The organism is Arthrobacter sp. BGA-UO-ETr-C19 (assembly GCF_059568005.1).
This window is the reverse complement of record NZ_JCAQPC010000009.1, coordinates 93,115-110,237: the sequence shown is the minus strand read 5'-3', so window position 1 is coordinate 110,237 and position 17,123 is coordinate 93,115. Positions and strand designations below refer to the sequence as shown.

The following is a 17,123-nucleotide window of genomic DNA, read 5'->3' as shown; positions in this document are numbered from 1 at the left end:
ATGGCACAAAACGGAGCCAAAGTTGCACCTGGGAAGTGGATGCGGCGGCGGCCAGCCGCATCCACCCGTCAAGGAGTGCAGACCGGGGAATGGGCGCACAACTCACAGGCCCCCTTTGGCACTGACCCTCATCCAGTTCTGTTGAAGGCCATGGCGGACAGTGACCATTCATCAGGTGGCCCCTCAAACATCTCCCAGGGATAGTCTTCGTCGGGGGAGAGCAGCTCCGGCACGGTGTGGACGTTTTTGGCGAGCCATTCCCGCCAGATGATCCGGTCGTTGCGGTAGCGCTGTAACTGGAGGGCAACCGCTTCGAAGACCCCGAATTGTTCGGCGAGCTGTCTCAGTGATGTCCCGGCTACGGTTGACCAGGCCCGGCTGGGATTGCGGACGACCAGGTTCCAGGCGGCAAGGACTTCCAGGGCTTCGTGGACCGCAGAACGAGACAGCCGGGTGATCCGCACAATCTCAGCTGTCGACATCGCGGGGGAGTGCTCTAGCGCTTCGTAGACGAACGCGGCCGGCAGCCCCAGCTCACGGAAAACCGGGCGGAGGGAGTGGATTTTCCCCTTCTGCCAGCTAGCATCCTCGGCCGCTGTCTTCAACTCTTCGGGCACGGTGAGCATGTATAAATCGCCCTTCGTGCCCCTGGCCTCTTCAACCAAGGTAACCAGGGGATCCTTCTCCGCACGCAGCTCCCTCAGATGCAGCGCAACGGTCGTATGGTCAAGGCCAGTGGCCACGGCAATGGACCGGACGCCGAATTCAACAAAACGAGATGCCGACATGTGCGCTGCTTCCCCCAGAGCCCTCAACACCATTCGCCGGGCCATACCAGACCTGGGGTGCTGGTAGTTCACCTCCTTGATCCTTAGAGCACTTCGCCAGGTCCGAATAAACCGATGCTCCGCATCGGGGTTTGAAATTAGGTTTGAACCCTTTACCCCTACCGCCTGTGTATTTGGCCGGCTTGTGGGGGATCTGCGGACATTGTCATTCCGGTCGGTTTGGACCGTCTTTTTGTTCAAGTAGCTGAGGGCGCTCATCCAGTCGCGGCGCAGTGACGTAAATCGGTGGCGGGCTGCATAGCGGGCATAGAAGGAGGCCAATCCGGGCCAAGTTCCCTGCAGCATCCGGCGCTCCACATCCACGAGCTCGAGACCGGCGGCCGCGGCACTGAGGATGACGGCCTGGCGCGCCTCGGAGTCAGAGGCGTATCTGTTGGTGTCGTACATGCCGGTCTGGGCGAGCACCTGCATGGTCCGGGACATGCGCCCCACGGGCTCGTTGATGGCGGGTGCGTCGGAGGTCGCCGGAGTGAAGGTCTCATCCTGCCGGCGCGCGCGGACGGCTTTGATCTCGGCGGCCAGGTCGTTGGTCATAGCCGCCCAGACGGTGGGGCTATTGGGCCGGCGGGCGATGTCGTAGGCCATGGATAGGCTCATCGCCAGTTCCTGGTGCCCGCCGCGCTTGTGCGGTGAGCCGGGGGTTCGCATGCAGCCGTGGAGCAGGTTTTGGTGAGGGGTCTTGTCCAGGGTCACGTACCGGGTGCCCAGCGCCTCGACAAGATCACGCGCTTCAGAGAACGTGATCCGCCGCGCCAGTGGGACGTAGACGTGGCGGCCGCCGTTCGGAGAGTAGTCCTCAATCCAGCGGGCACCGACCGAGTGCAGCCAGGTCTGAACGGAGCGGACGTCCGCCTGAACCCAGTCCAGGCCTGCTACGGAGGAGTCAAAGTCGAGAAATATCGCCGCACAGGTGCCGTCCTTGCCGAAAATTCGTACTGCAGCAGGCAGTGAAGGAAGGGAATCGGTGAGGTTCCGTTCGTGTTTCTGCGGGTAGGTTTTCCCTCCGTCACGGGATAACCGGACGCGGGGTTGGCCGGCCAGCAGGGGTGCTAGCGCCGCCCAAACGGTTGCTGGGTCGTCTGGCTGCCATGACACGCCGCCAGTTGGGCGCGCTGGAAGCACTGAGACGTGCTGATGTACGATGTGGGTAATCCTTCCGGGGATTGAGGTACGAAAAAGGACCGATCCTGCCAGATCGGTTTCATAGCAACACAAGGGATGGCCTGGCTAGGCCCTCCACGACTTACAATCTGATCCGCCGGCAAGCAATCCAGAGGGTAAGTCTCAAGCTTCGAAGGCCCGCCTAGTGCGGGCCTTCTTTTTGGTTATGAGGCAATGCGGATGGGCAGCTCCTGCTGGTAGTCATCCCGGTCAAGCGCGGCCAGGTCTTCTTTCAGCTTCGGCTCCACAACGGACAGAACGTATTCAGTGACGGTCAGGCCCCTGTGGGCTGCCACCTTGGCGATACCGTCAGCGGTGTGTTCCGGTGTGCGGAAACCAATGAACTTACGCAGGCCCTTGCTGGGGCGCCCGCCGCCTCGATTTACTGCTACTGCCGTCATGTGCTGTGTCCTTTGAATTTTGTATCCGCTTAGCGGTTACAGCTTCATCGTTGTGTTGCCTGCCGCCGAGACTTACTGACGTCCCTTGCGGCTGCTCTGAAACTATCACCGGGCAATTGGACCCTTTGGGATTTGTTTTCAGAAAACGGAAGCGTGTCGCGTTTGTGACCTACGGCTCGACCGCCGTCCCCTCGAGACTCTCCCGCTGACACTAGCGGCCGGGACCTTGGTTTGGTGCCAAGGTCCCCGTGCCCTCGCCTGAACTGCGCACTACTCAGTCTGGTGCCGCTCGCAGGCGTACGGGCAAGCCAACTGAAGACTGGACATATTGGATGGTGAAGCTGAATACGATCCATCGCGCCTTCCTCGTGACAAGCACCTTTGGCTGATTGTTGGTATATGTGGTCATCGCCCCTTGGGGCTAGAACGGGCGCGCCACGCCCGCAAGTAGTGTCTCACACATGCGTGATACGTGCGTGTATTTATTGTTCTGGAGTGGAATTTGTGAAGAGCTGGGGTAAGGCGACCTACCCAGAGGTCATGCGACGAACGCCGAGAGCAGTGGTTGAGCAACTCGGCCTACCGAGCCAGATTTCGTACGCTGATCTTCTAGAAGCGGTCGAAATGGCGCACGGCAAACCGATCAATGTGCGTATGGTTCCGAAGAGCACCATTCCTGGAGTATCAGGATTGTGGCTCGAGACAGAAGCGAAATCGCACATTCTTGTCCCCCAGGACCATTCGGATCTTCACCGCATGCATGTGATTTGTCATGAGTTCGGCCACATCCTTCTGCATCACAGAGGATGTGACGGACTCGCTGCGTCCATGCCGTCCGTCTTTAGCCACGTAGGCCAGCAGAAAGGCATCAAACGAATGCTGGCCCGATCGCCGCAGTGGAATGACACTGAAAAGGCGGCGGAGGAAGTGGCCTACCTGCTTTCCGGATGTGTACTTGACGGACAGCCCCAGCCGACAAGCGACTTCGAGAAGGTCTTTGGATGAAGTTGCTGCAGATATTGCCCGCATTGATCCTCTGGGGCGTGGTGCTCACTCGGATTATTGGACTTCGCCATGGCTGGAAGCCTGGAATCCTTACGGCCATGGTTTTCGTGGCGGTAGGAACGACGCTCAACATAGACGCGGTGTATATCACGATCGATTCCTGGATAGGCGACAGGAACGTACTGAACCTAATCGTCCACATTGTCCTGGGCCTTGGCATGACGGAGTTGAGCAGACTCATAGTCGCTGCCACGGGAGCTTCCAACTCCCGCTGGCGTCTGTTGGTTTCGGTGGGCATTGCCCTGGCCGGTGCCCAAGCAGCGTTGCTGCTGATGACGGAAACGCCCCGATCGGCCACTAACTTTACGGACGTCTTCGCTGCGATCCCGGCGATCGCGTGGTATCAAAGCCTGTTTTTCGTATGGATGGGCCTCATCACTGCCTACACCGGAATTGAGTGCATGCGCCGCGACCGGACAGGCGAAAGGCCGTCCTTCCGAATGGGCTTCGACATCATCGCAGTATCTTGCTTTGCGGGCGTTCTGGCCGTGGCTATCAAGCTCTTGCTGATCGTTACCGAGGCGAGCAGTACGGAAAATAGCCTTTCAGAAATCGCATATGTAGGCTATCGATCCTTGATTGCACTGACGTTGGTTGGCTTCGCGATTGGGTTCGCTCTTCCTGCTTACCACCGAGGCCGTCACCAGGTTGCTGAACGTCAACGACGACGGGCCGCCGTCGCAAGGCTGCAACCGATCGTAGACAGACTTTTGAAAACAGAAGCGGGACAGCGGGCAAGGCAGGCCGCCGCCTTAAGCCTGCGACCGCGTTCGTCCAGGGAACAGCTCTACCGGTGGGTCATCTTTATCGATGACATCCGCATCGAACATCCGGAGCTTCTGTCCCCTGCGGAAAGCAAATTACTAGACGATATTGAGGAATCAATTGCAGAACCAGGTTCCATTGGCACCCCTGCCCGTACTAGCAGCTAGCTTTTCAAAAGCATTCAAACCCGCTGCCGTCCTGTTCCTGGTTATCATCCTTGCCGGGACAAATGCTGGACTAGGGATCCTTGGAGTGACCGCCCTTGCTGTGGGCATCATCGTCATCCCGGGGATTGCGTATAAGAAGTTCCCATTTCTCGTCCACAAGCTTGGGCTGCCGGCTAACTCGCGAACTGCGGTAGTCACTTCGCTCACTGTAGCGGGCGCGGTCACTTGTGCTGTGCTCGAACTTCCTGCCCCTGTACCAACGACAGTTCTTGGGCTTGTGGTCGGAAACGCTGGCCTTGCGCTCGCTCGAAGATGGATGAACGCATCGGCACACGTTTCCGTTCTGACCTTTGCTGTTCTATGGGTGACTCAGGTCTTCGGTCCAGCATTTGCCTGGCTGTTGGTACTATCACCGATGATGCTGTTCAGTCGAACCGCCCTACGGGAGCACACATGGGGCGAGGCTCTGATGGGCTTCGTCATCGGACTTATAACCTTCGGTTGTTTCGCCGGAGCTAACATTTGGAGCTTGATCTCTTGAGCGATTTTGATCTCCCGCCACAACGGGCGGCAGGTATCCGACGGGCCGAAACGCTCGCGCGGAAGATCAATCTCCTGCTAGATGTGATCGTCTCTGACACGGGTAAGCCCTTCGACTACCCGGCCATCCGGGATGGGGCACAAAAGGCCGGCTATTACCTTTCACGTACGAGGTGGTCCTTGCTCAAAGCAGGGAAGGAACAAGTAGTCCCAGATGCAGCACTACGAGCAATAGCATCCGTCTTCGACGTCGATCCCGAATACCTCCTACAGGAGGGCGGCAAACTTCCGGAGCGGGTCGAAGCAGAGCTAGAGCTAATCCGCAGCATGAGACGGGCTGAGGTTCGAAACTTCGCAGCTAGAGCCCTCGGCCCTGTGGACCCTGAAGCCTTGAAGGCAATTGCCAAAATCCTCGATGAGGGGAACTAACTTCCATTCGGCAAGCTTGACGCACGACAGTGGCCGCCCAACCTTCCCAGTGAAGGCGGGCGGCCCCTTGATTTAACCCATAAGTTGGACGAGCTCTATGCCACTGTTATCGTCTTAGCTGTGTTCACACATGCGTGACACATGCTTGAATTTCAGCAAGCGGACGGGAGGATTGGACCTGCTTTCAGAAAACTGCGGCTCCAATCGCTCTATGCCAGTTGGGGGTGAGGTTCGCCCGGCGCTTGGGGGCGGGCGAACCTCAGTTCTCCTGGGCACGGATGTAGGTGGTCATAAGGTCGAGGAGATAGTCAGCCCTGTTTCCGTCCAAGGTGTATGTCAATGCACGCGTCGAGCGCTCTTCGGGCGGGAGATTAACGGTTACGACGCCCGTTGCCTCCAGCTTATTAAGGCTCTGAACCAAGAGAGCATGCTTAATTCCCGTCGCCTGCTCCAGTTGGTAACGCATGGAAGGTCCCGCCACCCGCAGGTGCCTCATAATCTGCATCCGCACCGGGGTTCCGTATGCGATGGCCGCAGAGTCGAGATCCTCAGACCACGCGGGGTCCGTTGGGCGCACGGTCTTAGGCATGGGAACCATTGTGCCGAACCTTCCTACAGTTTACGAACCTTTTGCAGTAGCTTACTATTTTAAGTATTTAGCTAGCGACTATAAGTCTATAGTTGGCTAGGTTGCCGTTCACGGTCCCAACAGGGGAGTGGCCCGTGGGGAAGATCCGGAAGTACGTGTCTCAGACGAAGGGCAGGTTGTGAAACAGTCTCTGACCGCAGCCACAGGTGTCTTGATAGCCGTGCCTACGCTATTGGCTAGCCTGATCTTTTCCTTGCTGGTCCTTCTGGTTCCCGCGAGACCAGCAACTGCCGATTGTGGCCCGGCCGTTTCGGTTGTCATCGGCGCCGGCACTGAGGTCGAGGGCTACACCGGGGAGCAGTTGAGGAACACCGTGGCGATCATGGATGCTGGCAAAGCCCAGAACCTGTCCGTGAAAGGTCAGATGATCAGCGTCATGGTCGCCCTGGGGGAGTCCGGGCTGCGCGTGGTGGACTACGGCGACGGAGCCGGCCCGGACTCCCGCGGGTTGTTCCAGCAGCGCGGCAACGGCGCGTGGGGCTCCTATGCAGACCGCATGAACCCCGCCATCAGTGCGAGGAACTTCGTCAGGGCTCTGCAGGCCGTTGAGGGCTGGGAGCTGCTGGAGCCGACCATCGCCGCGAGCAAGGTGCAGCGCAACGCCGACCCGTACCACTACCGGAAGTACTGGCCCGAGGCCGTCAAACTCGTTCAGGCACTCTCAGACGGGAAGCTCTCCCTGGAAGGCAGCGGCTGCGCCATTCCGGGGCAGTCCGGTGCAGGGGATGACTATCCCTGGAAAGACTCGCCTACCTGGTCGCAGGTGGGAGCGAACGACGCCAGTACCTCGCCCCTGAATATGTACTACCGCGAGTGTGTGGACTTCGCGCTGTGGCGGGTGAACCAGCAGATGGGCTCCATCAGTGCACCGTTCAAGTTCCTCAACGGCACATTCCGTCCGGACGGGGAACTGTTGGGTTCTGCCGTGACGTGGAAGGCCGGCTGGGACGCCAAGGGCTGGCCCACCGGAACCACTCCGCGGGTCGGGGCGGTCGTCTGGTACGCCCCCGGCGCCGGGGGAGCGGACCCGAAATTCGGTCACGTTGGCGTGGTGAAGGAAGTCAAGGCCGACGGGACCTACGTCGAAGAGGGTTACAACGGCAATCCGCCCCCGGATGACCACAACTACTACACCCGGACCGTCCGCAGCACCGTCCCCTCCGCGTTCCTGTACCTGCCTACTCCAGAGGAGAAGAAGTGAAAACACCCCTGGCCCTCATCGCCGTGGCTCTGCTGTGCGCTGCGTGCGCACCGCCAGCGAGGACCATGCCGGCACCGGCAGAATCAGCGGGCAGTTCCCCAGCCGCCTCCGCGCCGGTTTCGTTGAGCGCCAACAGCGGCCCACAGGCGCCCGGAGGCACAGCCCCGGCCACCACAAGCATTGGCTGGGATCGGGCCAGCAGGGACAGGGCCATGGAAGTAGCTGAAAATGCGATGGCTGATTTTGCCCGCCCTGCCGTGGACGAAAAACAGTGGTCCAACGATCTGGCCCGTTGGCTGACACCGCAGGCCACCTCCGACTACTCGGTGGTTGACCCGGCCAACGTCCCGGCCAACCGTGTCATGGGGCCCGCGACGCTAAGCGTCGATGAAGCCAACGGCTACGGGGTCCTGGCCACGGTCCCCACCAACGCCGGGACCTACACGCTGCAGCTGCTCCGCACGGACAAGGAAGCCCCATGGAAGGTCAACCGGCTCACACCCCCATCCTCCTAAGCCCCGCACCTGTGCATCTCACCTAAAGGAAGAAGTTCATGGCTACTGCACCAACCGAAGTCCTGGCATTTCCAAAGATCAGGGCCATCGTCCGCGACAACGGCACGGCCGAGGTCGTCGTCGCGGGGAACGCCCGCATCGTTCCTGACGGGGAATCGCTGCAGGACCTCCGCAACAACGCCCTGGCCGTCGTGGTGGGCGAAGCCCAGACACTGCAACGCCCTGTCAGGGTCCGGATCGAGGATCCTGAAGGGCACGGCGAACTGATCGTGCACCCGGACAGCACGATCCAATCTGTCTCTTACGAGACACACCCCGCCCGGCGCCAGGCAGAAGCAACAACTTCGACGACTGCTGCTCCGACCGTCACTCATACCGCCCCGGCTCCTGCAACTGAGCCTGTGGCCGCCCCTGCGGAACCCGTGGCTGCGCCTGTCGCCACGGTGGACCATCAGGCGTGGCCACCCACGCCTGCCTCAACAAAGTCCAAGCAGGCACCGGCGGCCCGGGAAGTGCCGACAGCTGTAACCGCTGAGACCGCGGCTCCGACCCGGCGCAGCCTGAAGGAAACTTCATTCCTTATCAGCGCCCCGATCCTGGAACCGGCCACACGGGGCTGGCGGGGAGCGCTTACGCGCCTTGGCTTCCGGATGGACCCCTCCGCCGACGAACTCTCCGAGCGGGAGGATGTCCGCACCGTCAGCCAGCACTGGCCGGGCCCGAGGACCATTGCCGTGGTCAACCGTAAGGGCGGGGCGAACAAGACCCCCACGGTCGTCATGCTCTCGGCCATCCTCGCCCGCTACAGCGGGGCCGCAACCGTCGCCTGGGACAACAACGAATCCCAAGGCACCCTGGGCTGGCGGACGGAAAAGGGCGCCCATGACCGGAGCGTCCTGGACCTGATCGATGCCTCCACCGAACTCCTCTCACCGTCAACGAACGCCGCCGAGATCGCCAAATTCGTCCACCACCAGATCGCCGACAAGTTCGACGTGCTGCGCTCGGACGAAAACGAAGAAGGCGACCACGAAGTCACCGCCGAGGAAGTCGACATCGCCCACCAGGTCCTCACCCGCTACTACAGGCTGGTGGTCATGGACTCGGGCAACACCGCCCGGGCAGCGAACTGGCGTCGGATGGTCGACCACACCGACCAGCTCGTCGTGCCCGTGACTGCCATCGAAGACCGCGCCGAAGCAGCCCGGTTGACCCTCCAGACCCTCGAATCCCGCGGTGGCCACGACGCCGAGCTGGCACGCAACGCCGTCGTGATCGTCTCCGAATCCACCGACGCCAAACGCAGCATGACCGGGGAGGCCTTGAAGCGCGCCAAGGCAGAGGCACAACGGATCGCGGACGGCTTTGAACCGTTCGTCCGGGCCGTCGTCCGGATTCCCTACGACCCGGCCCTGGTCAACGGCCCCATCCGCTATGAGACACTTCAGCCCGCCACCCAGCGGGCGTGGCTGGCGGCAGCGGCCGCCGTCGCCCACGGCTTCTAAAACACACCCCTAAACGCGCCCTGAAAGGAGGGAGCATGCAACAGTCCCTGAACCCCTGGATCACCAGCACAAGCACAGCTGAAGACCCGGCCGAGCCAGCACCGTCCGAACACGTACCGCCCGTGGCCGTGATCAGTGCGCCGTTGCGTGGCCTGGTGGAACCGGACGCAACAGATCGCCTCGGCCGGCGCACCATGTCACGTCGGGCGGCAGTGTGGGTCACGGGTGCCCACGGCGGATCCGGTGAAAGTAGAATCGCTGGCCTCCTTGACGGGGCCCGCGTCACCGATCACTGCTGGCCCGTCCTGCAGGACGGCAGCAAGCCGCGTGTGCTGCTGGTTTGCCGGGCCGACATGCACGGCCTCACAGCCGCCAGGAGCGCGCTGACCCAATGGGCATCAGGGACGGCACCGGAGGTCGATCTGCTCGGCTTGGCCATACTGGCCGACACACCAGGAAAGACTCCCAAAGCGCTCCGGGACTTCGCCGCCATCGTTGGCGGGGGAGCACCTCGCCTGTGGACATTGCCCTGGGTGGAGGCCTGGCGGCACGGGGATTCCACGCCGCCACCGGCTCGCGAGTACCAACGCTTCATCACCAACATCGCTGCCTTGGCTACCGACACCACACCAAGAACCACCCTCTGACACGCACCAACAACTGAAAGGTCTCACCGTGAACTCCTTCACCGCACCTGCAACAAGCGTCATCCCCGACCCCACACCGACCGTCCCCGACCAGGCCGACGGACTGCTGACCATCCTGAACTGGGCCTCCGGTATCGGCCTCATCCTCGGTGTCCTGGGCGTCATCATCGTCGGCATCGGCATGGTCATCCAGCTCCAGCGCGGCGAGGGCGCCCAAGCAATCGGAAAGCTCGGCTGGGTCCTGATGGGCTGCATCATCATTAGCGGCTCTTCGGGCATCGTCCGCGCCTTCGTCTAAGCCAGCACCAGCAACGGGAGGTCCCCCATGAGCCAGTCAACAGAGAGCACCACCGCAAGCAACCCGTTCACCAAGCCCGGTTTCATCATCGCCGCCGCGCTGGTGGTCGCGCTGATCGCAGCAACCGTCGTCATCTTCCTGCTCCCCAAAGAACCAGGCAACGCACAGCCGGCCCCTTCCCCCGCCGAGTCGAGCAGCCCAGCCACAGCCAGCCCCGCCACTTCCGCTGAAGCTGGCACGAGCGTTTGCGGGCTGCCTTCTTCGTCGGAAACCGCCCTGGGCTCAGCGCCAGAAACGACATGGGAACTTGTGGGGACCATGGCCGCCCCCACTGACCCGAAAATCGGACCGGGAAAGAAGGACCGCCAGGGCATTAGGTCGTGCTTCGCGCACACCCCAACGGGGGCGCTGTACGCGGCGGTGAATCTTTGGGCGCTGGGCAGCGATCCTTCCAAAGAACGGGCCATCGCCGAACAGCTCGCCGCCCACGGACCCGGCCGAGAGGCCGGAATGAAAGCACCCCAGATCATGGCTCCTGCATCGTCGGTGAAGGTCCAAATCGCCGGGTTCAACCTCTCCTACACGGCGGACCAGGCCGTTGTGGATCTGGCGTTCAAGGCGAACAACGGAGCGCTGGCATCGGTAAGGACGACTTTGCTGTGGCAGGACGGGGACTGGAAGGGAGTCGTCGCCGACAACGGTGCGCCCCTTGAGGAACCACGGCAAGTACCTGACCTTTCCGGATTCATCCCATGGAGCGGAGCATGAGGCCCGCCTGGAACCCGGTAGGGGACTGGGTTGCAGGGCTCGCCGATGATGCCATCGGCAATCTGGCCAAAGCCATCATGGAGGGCATGAGCCAGATGGTGACGACATTGTCCACGTTCTGGGTCTCGATGCCCACGGTGAATCTGACCAGCCAAGACGGAACCAAGCCAAGCGATGTCGTAACGGCCGTGAACGACGAACTGATGAGCTGGACTCTGACGCTGGCAGTTCTCGCCGTCATTATCGGGGGCATTCGTATGATCTGGGAACAGCGCGGAGGGCCTCTGAAAGATCTGCTGCGTTCCCTCATCACGCTCACTCTGGTCTCTGGGCTTGGCTTGGGAGTCATCTCGATTCTGGTCATCGCCGCAGATGCGTTTTCAGCGGCCATCATCAAACAGTCCACAGACGGTAAAGGCTTCGCGGAGGCGCTGCAGCTCCTCATCGTGACCAACCAAACGGAGGTGGGGGTGTTCATCCTCATTGTTCTGGGGCTGATCGGGTTGATTGCTTCCCTCGTCCAGATCGTCCTGATGGTGGTTCGCAGCGGCATGCTCGTGATCCTCGCGGCGATCCTGCCGACCACGGCTGCTTTCACGAACACGGAGATGGGCCGGCAGTGGTTCCAAAAGGCTGTCGGTTGGACTATCGCCTTCATCCTCTACAAGCCGGCAGCGGCCATCGTGTACTCGGTCGCATTTCTGCTCATGGACAACAAGATCGGCAAGGATGCTTTGGTCGGCTCCATCACCGGTTTCACATTGATGATCGTGGCCTTGTTCGCTCTGCCGGCGTTGATGCGGTTCGTCACACCGATGGTGGCTTCCGTCGCTTCCGGCGGGGGAGCAGGGGCAGGAGCCGCGGTTGGGGCCCTGGCCACTGGCGCTGTTTCCCTAGGCCGCGGTGGCAGCGGACGCGGCAATGCCGCTCCCATCCCGGCGAGCACAACCAGCACGTCCGGCACACCGAGCCCCGACGCCGGTGACGCACCGAAGGGCAGCGACGGAACGCCCGGCCCGCGAGGCGGGGGAGGCCAACCCATGCCCGGTGCCACCGGGCCTGGCGGAGCTGCCGGCACCGCAGTCGAAGGCAAGGCGGGCAGGGCAGGGGCCGGGGCCTCGGCAGGCGCCGCTCGTGCAGCAACCGGAGCCAGCGGGGCAACAGCCGCAGCCGGTCCAGCCGGCACGGCCGTAACTGTGGGCGCGCACGTGGCGTCCAGGACGTCGCAGGCCATCGAAAAAACCGCGCAGGATTCAACGGGGGAGGGCCCCAGTGGGAGCAGTTAACACCGAATACAAGGAACCGTCCTACGGGAATTGGCGCGTCCCGCGCTCTGCCGGACTGGGCAACCTCGGTGCCATCGGCACCGCGATCGTCATGGCCGGCCTGTTGATGGGCATCATCAGCTTCGCCCTCTGGGGCCTCTTCGTTGGCCTGGGCGTTCTGGCCCTGGCCGGGGTCAGCGTCCTGTTGCTGACGGTCAAGGACAAGCACGGCCACTCCGTCGTCGACCGCGTCGCCACCAGGATAAGCTTCAGGATCTCCAGGTCCTCCGGAACGAACCTGTACCGTTCCGGCCCGCTGGGCGTGACGCGATGGGGTATGTACCAGCTCCCCGGCCTTGCCGCGAAGTCGACCCTGTACGAGTTCACCGACTCCTACAAGCGCCCCTTCGCCATGCTCCACGTCCCGGCCACCAGCCACTTCACCGTGATCTTCTCCACCGAACCTGACGGAGCCTCACTGGTGGACCCTGAACAGGTCGACGCCTGGGTGGCCAACTGGGGCGGCTGGCTCGCCGGTCTCGCCGACGAGGCCGGCCTGGACGCCGCGGCCGTCACCGTGGAAACCGCCCCGGACTCCGGCTACCGGCTGCGGAACGAAGTGGAAATGAACATCGACCCGAACGCCCCGGACTTTGCCCGGGCGATCCTGCACGAGGTCGTGGACACCTATCCGGACGGGTCGGCCACGGTCCGCGCCTGGGTGTCCCTCACGTTCAACGCCGCCCTTCGGGTAGGGGCGAAGAAGCGCACACCGGAAGACGTGGCCCGTGACCTCGCTTCCCGGATCCCCGGTTTGTCGGCCCGGCTGCAGTCCACCGGTGCCGGTATCGCCTGTCCGATGACGGCGCAGGAACTCTGCGAGGTTGTGCGGATCGCCTACGATCCCCCCGCTGCGCTGATCATTGATGAAGCCCACGCCGCCGGGTCCCCGGTATCCCTGACCTGGGGTGAGGCCGGACCCACCGCAACGCAGGCGAACTGGGAGGACTACCGGCACGATTCCGCGTTCTCGGCCTCCTGGACCATGACCGGGGCCCCGCGTGGGTCGGTGAACTCCTCGGTCCTGTCCCGGTTGCTGGCCCCGCACGGGGACATCGACCGCAAGCGGGTTTCGCTGCTGTACCGGCCGATGGATTCGGCCCGGGCCGCGGCCGTGGTCCAGCGAGACCAGAACAACGCCAACGTCCGCATCACCTCCGGGACCCGGCCCAGCGCCCGCGCGCTGGTCGATGCCCGCTCCGCCGCGCAGACCGCGGCTGAGGAAGCCCGCGGTGCTGGGCTGGTGAATTTCGGCATGGTGGTCACCGCGACCGTGACCGACAGCGAACGCCTGCCCGATGCCGTGGCCGCCATTGAACAGACCTCCGGTACCGCCCGGGTGCTGCTGCGCCGCGCCTATGGAGCGCAGGACACCGCGTTCGCTGCGTCCCTGCCCTTGGGGCTTGTCCTGCCCCAGCACAGCCTGCTGCCCTCCGAGATCAAGGACGCTCTCTAATGGCCCGCATTAAGTTCCTGCCGATAAAGCTGTCAAAGACAGTAAAGGCAGCAGAAAAGCCAGCCAAGGATCCCGGGACGGGCCGCTCTGTCCGCGGGACGGGCCGCTCTGTCCGCGGGAGCGGGCCCTGCCCGCGTGGCTGGGCCGGGCGCGGCGGCGGCATGGTGCAGCTCGTCCCGTCCGTGCGGGAGTACCGGGGGACCACGGTGCAGGTCTGTGGACTGTGGCCATTTTCCTCCGGCGCGTCCTCGCCCATGATCGGCGTCCCGCTCGGCCGGCACGAGGAAACCCAGGCCACGGTCTGCTGCGACCCGATCAGCTGGTTCCAGCGCGCCCGGCTCATCTCCAACCCTTCCGCCTTCATCCTCGGCAAACCCGGGCTGGGGAAGTCCACGCTGGTGCGCCGTATGTTCCTCGGCCTGTCCGCCCAAGGCGTCCACCCGCTGGTGCTCGGGGACTTAAAGGGCGAGCACATCAAAGCCGTCCAGGCCCTCGGCGGGCAGGTCATTTCCCTGGGCCGCGGTGTCGGGTACCTGAACATCCTCGATCCCGGCCAGGCCGTCGAGGCCGCCGGGCTCCTCGAAGCTGACGGTCATCGCGCTGCCGCTGCCCGGGTACGGGCAGACGCGCATGGCCGCCGGCTGAACATGGTCGTCTCGCTGATCACGATCAGCCGGAACAACCCGCCCACCGATCAGGAGCAGACGATCCTGGATCGGGCGCTGCGGGTCCTCGATGACCGGTTCGATGGCATCCCGGTCCTGAAAGACCTGCTCGACGTGATCGTGTCCGCCCCGGCTGAGTTGCGCGAGGTCGCCCTGGACCGGGGAGACAGGAGCGTCTACCTGCGGGAGACGCGGGCGCTGGAAGCGACCCTTTTGGGCCTGACCGGGGGAGGGAAGCTCGGAGAGATCTTCTCCCGGCAGACCACCAACCCCATGCGGCGCGACCGGGCGGTGGTATTTGATGTCTCCAGCATCGACGAGACCGAGACTGATCTGCAGGCCGCGGTGCTGCTGGCGTGCTGGTCATACGGGTTCGGGACCGTGAACGTCGCCAACGCCCTCGCCGACGCGGGCCTGGAGCCGCGCAGGAACTACTTCGTGGTCCTAGACGAGCTGTGGCGGGCGCTGCGCTCGGGCAAGGGCATGGTCGATCGGGTGGACGCGCTGACCCGGTTGAACCGGTCTGTAGGGGTCGGGCAGATCATGATCTCCCACACCATGTCCGACCTGCTGGCACTGCCTGCTGAGGAGGACCGAATGAAGGCCCGCGGCTTCGTGGAACGATCGGGCATGGTCATCTGCGGCGGCCTGCCGGCCTCGGAAATGCCCCTGCTGACCTCCGCGATCCCGTTGTCCCGGCAGGAGCAGCAAAAGCTCATTTCATGGCAGGACCCGCCCGCGTGGGATTCGCGCGGCGTCGACGTCGAACCCCCGGGCCGGGGGAAGTTCCTGATCAAGGTCGGCGGCCGCCCGGGCATCCCCGTCCAGATCGGGCTGACATCCCTCGAACGGGACGGGGGACTGAACGATACCAACACCAAATGGCACCCAAAGACGCTTATGGAGCCGGAAGCTCCAGAGCACATTGAAGGAGGGACGCTGTGAGCGCACCGAACCGTAAAGGAATAGGCCTCGGTGATGCGCTGCTGGTCTGGCTGGGCATCGCGTTCGTCGTGATCTTTGGCGGCGGGACCTACGCGGCCGCCCACCTGGGCTCCTGGATGGCCGGCACCCAGGCACCTCCGGCCCACCCGATCGACCTGATCGCAGGGCTCATCAAGGGACGGGTGCCTTGGCCCACGCAGGCCACGGTAGCCGCCTGCGTCATGGCCGGCCTGCTCCTGGCCGTAGCCCTCGTCGTGCTCGTGGCCTGGAGGAAGGGCTCGTCCCAGCGTGCCCGTGTGGACAAGGCCGCCCCCTATCTGGGCCGGGGTAAGTCGCTGGCCGCGTTCTCCGAGAAGGGAGCGCAGGCCACCGCGGAGCGGCTGGGCGTGACGGGCAGTCCCGGGATCGTCGTCGGCAAGGTGGTCTCCACCGGGCAGAAGTTCATTCAGTCGTGGGAAGACCTCAGCCTCGATATTTGGGGACCCCGGACAGGTAAGTCGACCTCCCGGGTGACGCCCGCGATCCTGGACGCTCCCGGTGCAGTCGTCTCGACGTCGAACAAACGGGACGTTGTGGACGGCACCCGGGGCGTCCGCGAGGCCACGGCACCGGTGTGGGTGTTTGACCCGCAGAAGATCGCCCAGGAGGAACCGGACTGGTGGTGGAACCCGCTCGCCTACGTCACCGACGAAGAGAAGGCCTACAAACTCACGCAGCATTTCTCGGCCGGTTCACGGGTCCCCGGGTCCAAACCGGATGCCTACTTCGACCCCAAGGCCGAGGACATTCTCTCCTCGTACTTCCTTGCGGCCGCGCTCGGGTCCCTGCCCATCACGCAGGTCTACCTGTGGGTGACGGAACAGGTGAACCGGGAACCGATCAACATCCTCAAAACACATGACTACGAGCTGCAGTACAAAGGCCTGGAGTCCACCCTGGAGCTGGCCGACAAGCAGCGTGACGGTATCTTCGGCACCGCGGAGAAGATGATCCAGTGCCTCAAGAGCAGGAACACGCTGCGCTGGGTCGCCCCCACCGGCGGGACAACGGTGGCCACGGATCGCCGGCGCCTGTTCAACCCGCATGCTTTCGCTGCCTCACAGGAGACGATCTACATCCTCTCTAAGGAAGGGGCCGGCTCCGCCGCCCCGCTCACCACGGCACTGACCGTGGCCATCGCCGAGGCCATGGAAGAACGGGCAGAGCGCAGCGGCGGCCGGCTGCCCAAACCGGCCTTGTTCGCCCTGGACGAGTTGGCCAACGTCGTCCGCTGGGCGGCCCTGCCGGACCAGTTCAGCCACTACGGCTCCAAGGGACTGATCGTCATGGGAATCCTGCAGTCCTGGTCCCAGGGCGTCGAACTCTGGGGCGAGGCGAACATGCGGAAAATCTGGTCAGCGGCGAACGTCAAAATCTACGGCGGCGGCGTCGCAGAAGAAGGCTTCCTCCGGGCACTCTCGGACCTCATCGGGGACTACAGCTACATCAACATCTCAGCCTCCACGGGCAAGTCCGGCTCCAGCCGCTCCCGCCAGGAAGCCAAGGAACGCATCTTCGACGTCTCTAACCTTGCCGAACTGGACCGCGGCCGCGCCCTCGTCCTCGCCTCAGGCGCTCCCGCCACGCTGGTCCGCACCCAGCCGTGGTACACCGGCCCGCACAAGGACGCAGTGGAGGCATCCATCAAGACGTACAGCACGCAGCCGGAAGAAGAAGCAGTCCAGGTAGCGGCGGCAACGGCCGCTAATCCCTGGGTCACGGGCTAGGGATGCA

The 17,123-nt window shown here is 63.3% G+C and carries 17 protein-coding genes; 14 read left to right on the top strand and 3 right to left on the bottom strand.

Annotated features, from left to right (window positions below):
- Nucleotides 1-128: 128 nt before the first annotated feature.
- Nucleotides 129-1,970: a MarR family transcriptional regulator gene (locus tag AC57BR_RS04960; RefSeq protein ID WP_496358640.1), complete on the bottom strand. Its 1,842-nt coding sequence runs from the start codon at nt 1,968-1,970 to the stop codon at nt 129-131.
- A 203-nt stretch (nt 1,971-2,173) separates the two neighbouring features.
- The gene (locus tag AC57BR_RS04955; RefSeq protein WP_496358639.1) at nt 2,174-2,410 is read right to left on the bottom strand and encodes a hypothetical protein; all 237 of its coding nucleotides are present in this window, start codon (nt 2,408-2,410) and stop codon (nt 2,174-2,176) included.
- Nucleotides 2,411-2,905: 495 nt separating this feature from the next.
- On the opposite strand from AC57BR_RS04955, the gene AC57BR_RS04950 reads away from it, so the two are divergent.
- The 4 genes from AC57BR_RS04950 to AC57BR_RS04935 are packed head-to-tail and all read left to right on the top strand — an operon-like array spanning nt 2,906 to nt 5,376.
- On the top strand, nt 2,906-3,415 hold the full coding sequence (locus AC57BR_RS04950; protein ID WP_496358638.1) for an ImmA/IrrE family metallo-endopeptidase: 510 nt from the start codon (nt 2,906-2,908) through the stop codon (nt 3,413-3,415).
- A complete protein-coding gene (locus AC57BR_RS04945) occupies nt 3,412-4,407 on the top strand; it encodes a hypothetical protein (protein WP_496358637.1) in 996 nt (331 codons plus the stop codon). The genes AC57BR_RS04950 and AC57BR_RS04945 overlap by 4 nt, the downstream gene beginning before the upstream one ends.
- Nucleotides 4,361-4,948, top strand: coding sequence for a hypothetical protein (locus tag AC57BR_RS04940; protein WP_496358761.1), 588 nt, complete (start codon nt 4,361-4,363; stop codon nt 4,946-4,948). The genes AC57BR_RS04945 and AC57BR_RS04940 overlap by 47 nt, the downstream gene beginning before the upstream one ends.
- Nucleotides 4,945-5,376, top strand: a complete 432-nt coding sequence (locus AC57BR_RS04935) for a hypothetical protein (protein WP_496358636.1) — start codon at nt 4,945-4,947, stop codon at nt 5,374-5,376. Before AC57BR_RS04940 ends, AC57BR_RS04935 begins: the two co-directional genes overlap by 4 nt.
- 259 nt (nt 5,377-5,635) lie before the next feature.
- Here AC57BR_RS04935 and AC57BR_RS04930 read toward each other — a convergent pair whose 3' ends face one another.
- The gene (locus AC57BR_RS04930; RefSeq protein WP_496358635.1) at nt 5,636-5,965 is read right to left on the bottom strand and encodes a hypothetical protein; all 330 of its coding nucleotides are present in this window, start codon (nt 5,963-5,965) and stop codon (nt 5,636-5,638) included.
- Between the two features lie 382 nt (nt 5,966-6,347).
- Between AC57BR_RS04930 and AC57BR_RS04925 the strand changes: the two genes are divergently transcribed.
- The 10 genes from AC57BR_RS04925 (at nt 6,348) to AC57BR_RS04880 (ending at nt 17,116) form a co-directional block, all read left to right on the top strand.
- On the top strand, nt 6,348-7,226 hold the full coding sequence (locus AC57BR_RS04925) for a CHAP domain-containing protein (RefSeq protein WP_496358757.1): 879 nt from the start codon (nt 6,348-6,350) through the stop codon (nt 7,224-7,226).
- Between the two features lie 212 nt (nt 7,227-7,438).
- Complete coding sequence (locus tag AC57BR_RS04920) at nt 7,439-7,741, top strand: hypothetical protein (protein ID WP_496358634.1); 303 nt, start codon at nt 7,439-7,441, stop codon at nt 7,739-7,741.
- Nucleotides 7,742-7,779: 38 nt separating this feature from the next.
- Nucleotides 7,780-9,246 (top strand): MinD/ParA family ATP-binding protein, encoded by a 1,467-nt coding sequence (locus AC57BR_RS04915; RefSeq protein WP_496358633.1) that lies wholly within the window; start codon nt 7,780-7,782, stop codon nt 9,244-9,246.
- 35 nt (nt 9,247-9,281) lie between these two features.
- Complete coding sequence (locus AC57BR_RS04910) at nt 9,282-9,893, top strand: DUF6668 family protein (RefSeq protein ID WP_496358632.1); 612 nt, start codon at nt 9,282-9,284, stop codon at nt 9,891-9,893.
- A gap of 28 nt (nt 9,894-9,921) precedes the next feature.
- On the top strand, nt 9,922-10,191 hold the full coding sequence (locus AC57BR_RS04905) for a hypothetical protein (protein ID WP_496358631.1): 270 nt from the start codon (nt 9,922-9,924) through the stop codon (nt 10,189-10,191).
- A gap of 27 nt (nt 10,192-10,218) precedes the next feature.
- Nucleotides 10,219-10,959, top strand: a complete 741-nt coding sequence (locus AC57BR_RS04900) for a DUF8175 domain-containg protein (RefSeq protein ID WP_496358630.1) — start codon at nt 10,219-10,221, stop codon at nt 10,957-10,959.
- Nucleotides 10,956-12,245 (top strand): TrbL/VirB6 family protein, encoded by a 1,290-nt coding sequence (locus AC57BR_RS04895; protein ID WP_496358629.1) that lies wholly within the window; start codon nt 10,956-10,958, stop codon nt 12,243-12,245. The genes AC57BR_RS04900 and AC57BR_RS04895 overlap by 4 nt, the downstream gene beginning before the upstream one ends.
- Complete coding sequence (locus AC57BR_RS04890) at nt 12,232-13,740, top strand: SCO6880 family protein (protein ID WP_496358628.1); 1,509 nt, start codon at nt 12,232-12,234, stop codon at nt 13,738-13,740. The genes AC57BR_RS04895 and AC57BR_RS04890 overlap by 14 nt, the downstream gene beginning before the upstream one ends.
- Nucleotides 13,740-15,350: a helicase HerA domain-containing protein gene (locus AC57BR_RS04885; protein ID WP_496358627.1), complete on the top strand. Its 1,611-nt coding sequence runs from the start codon at nt 13,740-13,742 to the stop codon at nt 15,348-15,350. The genes AC57BR_RS04890 and AC57BR_RS04885 overlap by 1 nt, the downstream gene beginning before the upstream one ends.
- Nucleotides 15,347-17,116, top strand: coding sequence for a type IV secretory system conjugative DNA transfer family protein (locus AC57BR_RS04880; RefSeq protein WP_496358626.1), 1,770 nt, complete (start codon nt 15,347-15,349; stop codon nt 17,114-17,116). Before AC57BR_RS04885 ends, AC57BR_RS04880 begins: the two co-directional genes overlap by 4 nt.
- Nucleotides 17,117-17,123 lie beyond the last annotated feature (7 nt).

Bases quoted from the DNA above. Each gene is read 5' to 3' on its own strand.
- AC57BR_RS04955 (WP_496358639.1), bottom strand. From the start codon at position 2,410: ATGACGGCAGTAGCAGTAAATCGAGGCGGCGGGCGCCCCAGCAAGGGC.
- AC57BR_RS04945 (WP_496358637.1), top strand. From the start codon at position 3,412: ATGAAGTTGCTGCAGATATTGCCCGCATTGATCCTCTGGGGCGTGGTG.
- AC57BR_RS04930 (WP_496358635.1), bottom strand. From the start codon at position 5,965: ATGCCTAAGACCGTGCGCCCAACGGACCCCGCGTGGTCTGAGGATCTC.
- AC57BR_RS04925 (WP_496358757.1), top strand. From the start codon at position 6,348: ATGGATGCTGGCAAAGCCCAGAACCTGTCCGTGAAAGGTCAGATGATC.
- AC57BR_RS04920 (WP_496358634.1), top strand. From the start codon at position 7,439: ATGGAAGTAGCTGAAAATGCGATGGCTGATTTTGCCCGCCCTGCCGTG.
- AC57BR_RS04915 (WP_496358633.1), top strand. From the start codon at position 7,780: ATGGCTACTGCACCAACCGAAGTCCTGGCATTTCCAAAGATCAGGGCC.
- AC57BR_RS04910 (WP_496358632.1), top strand. From the start codon at position 9,282: ATGCAACAGTCCCTGAACCCCTGGATCACCAGCACAAGCACAGCTGAA.
- AC57BR_RS04900 (WP_496358630.1), top strand. From the start codon at position 10,219: ATGAGCCAGTCAACAGAGAGCACCACCGCAAGCAACCCGTTCACCAAG.
- AC57BR_RS04895 (WP_496358629.1), top strand. From the start codon at position 10,956: ATGAGGCCCGCCTGGAACCCGGTAGGGGACTGGGTTGCAGGGCTCGCC.
- AC57BR_RS04885 (WP_496358627.1), top strand. From the start codon at position 13,740: ATGGCCCGCATTAAGTTCCTGCCGATAAAGCTGTCAAAGACAGTAAAG.